Annotated in this window: 4 protein-coding genes; 2 read left to right on the plus strand and 2 right to left on the minus strand. The window is 66.2% G+C overall.

The genetic code is table 11. The annotated features are described in order from the left end of the window. Positions 1–141: 141 nt before the first annotated feature. Together ABD287_RS18100 and ABD287_RS18105 are read right to left on the minus strand one after the other, a co-directional pair. The gene (locus ABD287_RS18100; RefSeq protein WP_344174703.1) at positions 142–651 is read right to left on the minus strand and encodes a YqeB family protein; all 510 of its coding nucleotides are present in this window, start codon (positions 649–651) and stop codon (positions 142–144) included. Positions 652–1,174: 523 nt separating this feature from the next. Beyond that, positions 1,175–1,888, minus strand: coding sequence for a G5 domain-containing protein (locus ABD287_RS18105; RefSeq protein WP_344174705.1), 714 nt, complete (start codon positions 1,886–1,888; stop codon positions 1,175–1,177). A gap of 872 nt (positions 1,889–2,760) precedes the next feature. On the opposite strand from ABD287_RS18105, the gene ABD287_RS18110 reads away from it, so the two are divergent. Further along, on the plus strand, positions 2,761–3,669 hold the full coding sequence (locus ABD287_RS18110; RefSeq protein ID WP_344174707.1) for a CPBP family intramembrane glutamic endopeptidase: 909 nt from the start codon (positions 2,761–2,763) through the stop codon (positions 3,667–3,669). Further along, on the plus strand, positions 3,666–4,916 hold the full coding sequence (locus ABD287_RS18115; RefSeq protein WP_344174709.1) for a sensor histidine kinase: 1,251 nt from the start codon (positions 3,666–3,668) through the stop codon (positions 4,914–4,916). The genes ABD287_RS18110 and ABD287_RS18115 overlap by 4 nt, the downstream gene beginning before the upstream one ends. The last annotated feature ends 34 nt before the right edge of the window (positions 4,917–4,950 follow it).

Raw genomic sequence — 4,950 nt, forward strand, 5'->3', positions numbered from 1 at the left:
GCCGCATTCGTTGCTGCTGCATGCGCTGTCATCTGCTACCGCCGCGCCGTCCGCCTCGACCTGTTGACCAGCAACAACCCCAACTGACACACGGTCTTACATGAACACCCACTCAAGCCGATGGGCGATTGCGCAGCGCCGTCAACTGCTAGGTCCCTCCCATGGGTATCCGTTGTCGACGAAGGCGCTGCGGACAAGCGCCTTATCACCTTCAACGTCATCCTCGAACACCTTACGACCGCCCTCAGCCTCGATGACGATTTTGGAGCGACGCGGGTATACCGCGGTCACCTTGGCGCGCTCGATCACTCGCTCGACCTGTCCACGCCGTCGCACCTGGATCCGATGGCGGCTGATGTCCAGGATGGGGGAACTGGAGATGACCCAGATTGCGAAGACAAGACCCGCCACGAGCCCGAGGACCGGCCAAACCCATACCATCCACGGATTCTCGTACGACCCAACCAACCTAAGTGGTCCTTGGAACGGAACCCATGGTAAGTCGCCAGCCCAGCGGCTGAGCAGCGGAAGAAGCAGACCTAGCGCTGTGCCACCGATCGTGAAGAGGGCGAGCACCCACCCCCTACCCGCGCGGTCGAAGCCGCCCACCGTCTGGTCGGATGAGGTGCCGGAGGAGCTGCCACTTGTCATGCTGGCGGAGTGTACCGATAGCCCTCCCACGCAGCGATCCGCGAGAAAGCCGTCGGCCGAGGCGAACCGTCGGCTATCCCCGGCCAGGACGCTCGCCGGGTCGACTTGTGAGAACTTTCTGTACGACTTCAAGGCGGCCCGGCAAGCGGGCCGCACGCGCCGCCGCTAGGGCGCGCGGCTGCTCGTCGCTCGGCCGCTCCTCGCAGCTCGCGCAAACACGCCCGGCGACTGGCGCTTCGCGCACATAGCAAATGGCCCCGGCCGCCGAAGCGGGCGCGGGGCGCGTACCGGTCGAGCTGGGTGCCGCGGCCGGGCCGGTCGTCCAGACGCGAGCTGGTCTACCAGGTCGCGGTGACGGATGCGGCGGACGACCGCGATCAGTTGCGGTCAGAGCGCCTCCGGCGGGGGCCTCCAGCTCCGGGATGGACAACGGTTCGTCGGGCCGTCGCGCTAGTCGCGTGGCTGGGGCTGGGGCTGGGATAGCACAGGCTCGGGTAGACGGTGTCGCGGCGTATGGGTGCCGTCAATCGCACCCGTAGCCGTCGCCGTCTCGATCAAGGTCGTAGATGTCATTGCCGGTCACCTTTACCGGTCCGCTGACGTAGGCCGGTCCGTTGCCCGAGCCACCTGCGCAGTCCACATCGCTGGCGATGGGAACGCAGGCACCGCTGTAGTTCGGATCACACCTTTGCTGCCGCTTAGTTCCTTTCGCAATGACTCTGGTTATCGGTCGCTTGGTAACTACCGTGCGGATCAGCTTCTTCCCTGTCTGCGCGCCGTTGGTTGAGGTCACCTCGAATGTCAGCGTCTTGACGCCTGCCACGCCCGGGACCTTCACCTTCGTGCTACCCGACGGCAAAGACGGATCGTTTACCTGCTTCGTTGTGAACGGGATCGAGCCTGTCTCAGTGACTGTGCGCTTCACGACAACTGGTCCGGTTGTCGTCACTGCCGACGGCGTGGCGTCCGTGGAAGGCGTCACTTCGCCTGTTTTCCTCGATAAAGGGGTTGGTGTGCTGTTGCTGGCGTTGACGGTCTTCTGGGTCTCGCCGCCACAGCCCGCCAGGAAGATCGCTACCGCGATAAGCGCGGCCTTGGCAGCTGAGTTCCCGCGAAACCAGCCATGTGGTCGCTGCGGCACCGGAGTACCTTGCGGCCATGGCTCTTGAGGTGTCGAGTTAGTCACGATTGCAGTCTGCGCTTCTGGTTTGCCCGTTGCTGTCGGCCATTTGGCCATGACGCGCTGCCATGTTGGGCCACGTCAAAAGCCGCACATGAATCGACATCGATTCGACAGCGTTGGCTCTCAGCAGCCCAGCTCCGTGACGGACGGACTGCACCGAGCCGCGTGAAGCTCGCTACCAACGCGGCGCGGCCGTGCCAGACCGGGCGGTCGGGCAATCCGTAGGCCCAGAACACGCGCTGTCCGACCCTGTCACCTCACGAGGCCATACCCAGTGGGTGACCAACTAGGTGACTACGGGTCCGGACACGAGCGCACGATGAGGACCCGTGAGGACTGAATGGCGAGGTCAGCGAGAGCCGGTCAACCCAGTTAGATCCATGGCCATGATTCGTTCGGGACGAAGGTGGTGGCGTGCCCGCAGCGAGCCCCGTACAGCACGGAAGTACAGCAACCGCAGCGACCGAGACGGACTCAAGGGGGCCGTGTACACCCGCCTGACCAGGGGTGCGGCCGGGCCAGACCAGGCGGCCAGCAATCTATAAGGTCAGGGTCGATGTGCGCTCCCGCCGAGCGCTGGCTAGTAGGTTGAGCAGCCCCGGGCTCCATGTGAGCGTCGACAGCAACCGTGACAGCAACCCGCCGGACATCCCATGGACTTTCCGGACGGCACACGCACGGCTGCCAGGGTCAACGCCCTGCCACACACGCCCCGGACTACCTGAACCGATCTTGTAAGCGGGATGTCGCCGGTTCGATCCCGGCCGGGGGCTCCACGCTAAGCCGGACCTTCGCGCCCGCCACGACCGCCGAGATGGCGATTCACAGCAACGGGAACGATGCCGTGACTCTGACGGGGGATTACCCTCCCCGAACGTAGGGCTAGCCGGATTCTGCGAGGCAGACAGCGGTCATAGCGTCGAGGAATGACCATCGTGACCTCGCCGCCGGCTGCCCGGCTGCCGCTGCTTGTCCGCCTGCCGTTGTACCTGGTGCTCGTCGTCGGCGTGGTGATGGGGACCGTGCTGCTGCTGTTCCGGCCGGGGGTTTCCCAGTTACAGCAGATCCCGATCACGGTTGTCGTTCTCGCGGCGGTTGTCGCGGTGACGTATGTCTTCCGCCGCTATGTCGACCGCCGGTCGTGGCTGTTGTTGGGGGTGACAACGCCGAGCAGGATGCGCTGGTGGGAACTGGGCGCCGGTTTCGTCATCGGGTCAGTCGCAGTGGCCGCCGTGCTGGTCGCCCAGCTGGCGGTCGGGGTTGAGGTGGCATTCGTCGGTACGTCCGCGGCCAGCGTCGGGACTGGCAGCGCTCTCCTCACTCTGGTGGCTGGCGCGGTGTTGGTTGCGCTCAAGGCGGCGGTCGAGGAGGTGGCGTTTCGCGGATACCTCGTCGCCAATCTGGCAACTCGGTTGTCATGGCCGGTCGCCGCTGTTATCGGCGGCGTCATTTTCACTCTGGCTCACCTGCCGGGCGGGGTCAGCGGGCCGTGGTTCTTCGGCGAGGCAATCGTCGAGTACACGGCGTGGGGTTGCCTGCTCACGTGGGCGTGGAGATCGACTGGGTCGCTATGGGCGCCGACAGGCATCCACGCTGGTTGGAACTGGGCGCAGGACTACCTACTCGGCACCGGCGCCTGGGCATTGCCGGACTTCGGCCATTCTCTGCTGCACCTTCGGGCTGCCGGTCCAACCTGGCTGATCGGTGGGCCGGGCAACATGGACGGTTCAGCGATGGTCGTGGTGCAGATGGCGGTGATCGCCGCGGGAGTCGCCCTGTTGGGCCGACGGGCCGTGGGCCGCGGCCGGATGGGCGATACTGGCGCGCAGTCATGAGAAGCCTCATCGTCGCTCCGCTGTCGGCGCGCACCTGGCGTGCCACCACCCACCTGATTCTTGGCGCCCCGATCGGCGCGGTGACCATCGTGATGCTCGCGGCGCTGGTGTACGGGACAGTCAGCGCGCTGACGGTCGTCGGCCTGCCGCTGCTCGCGGTCCTGCTCCATGGTCCGAGGCTGATCGCGGACGTCGAGCGCTGGCGGGCTCGGCGGCTACTCAAGCTGGGAGTCCCCAACCGGCTTATCCGCACCCGCCGCGCCCCCGGTTTTCTGGGGTACGTCCGCGGCCAGCTCACCGACAGGGCAACCTGGCGGCTCGTGCCGCAGCTGGTGATCGGCGGACCCCTGGAAGTCGTTCAAGCCGCGCTCACCCTCGCCTTGTGGGGCGAATCCCTCCTGCTACTGACCTGGCCGCTCACACGGCTCCTGCTCTCGGAGCCGGTCGACGTCCTCGTCGTGGCGGGGTGGAAGCTGCGCCCCGACGAGGGAGCCGGGCCCTACCTGGTCGCTGGCATAGGCCTGGTTGGCGTCGTTGTCTCAGCTCAAGTGGTCCGGGCTTTCGCCGCGTTCGACCGCTGGCGCCTCGCGCTGCTGCTGCGCTCACCCACCCCGGACGCTGCCATGGCGATGACCCGACGGCGCGACCAAGCCGTCCACCAGGCTCACACCCAGCTCCGTCGCCTGGAACGTGACCTCCACGACGGCGCCCAAGCCCGCATGGTCGCCCTGGCCCTTGAACTGGGCCGCGTGCGAGAAGAACTACCTGCGAACGCGCCACAAGCGAACAGGATCGCCGTCGCGCACGAGCACGCGAAGACCGCGATCACCGAACTGCGTGACCTGGCCCGCGGCATCTACCCAGCGGTGCTTGTGGACAGCGGCCTGGATGGCGCACTACCCGCGTTGGCCGAGCGCCTGCCGATCCCGCTCACGATCGACATCCAGACGCCCCGACGACCATCGGCGGTCACCGAGTCGACCATCTACCTCTGCGCCACCGAATTGGTCACCAATGCCGTGAAGCACAGCCAGGCCACCACGGTCCAGCTGAGCGTCCAGGTCACCGACACTGTCGCTACCCTGACCGTGTCCGACGATGGCGTCGGCGGCGCTAACGCCCGACCCGGCGGTGGGCTGGCCGGACTCGTCGAGCGCGCCCACTCCGTCGGCGGAAACCTGCGTTTAGACCGTGTGTCATTTGGGGTTGTTGCAGCGCCTGGTCGTTCGTTGAGCTGGTGTGGATGATGTTCAGAAGTACTGCCCCGAACCGTTGTGGCAG

The sequence above is a fragment of the Pilimelia columellifera subsp. columellifera genome (genome assembly GCF_039532605.1).
Classification (GTDB): Bacteria; Actinomycetota; Actinomycetes; order Mycobacteriales; family Micromonosporaceae; genus Pilimelia; species Pilimelia columellifera.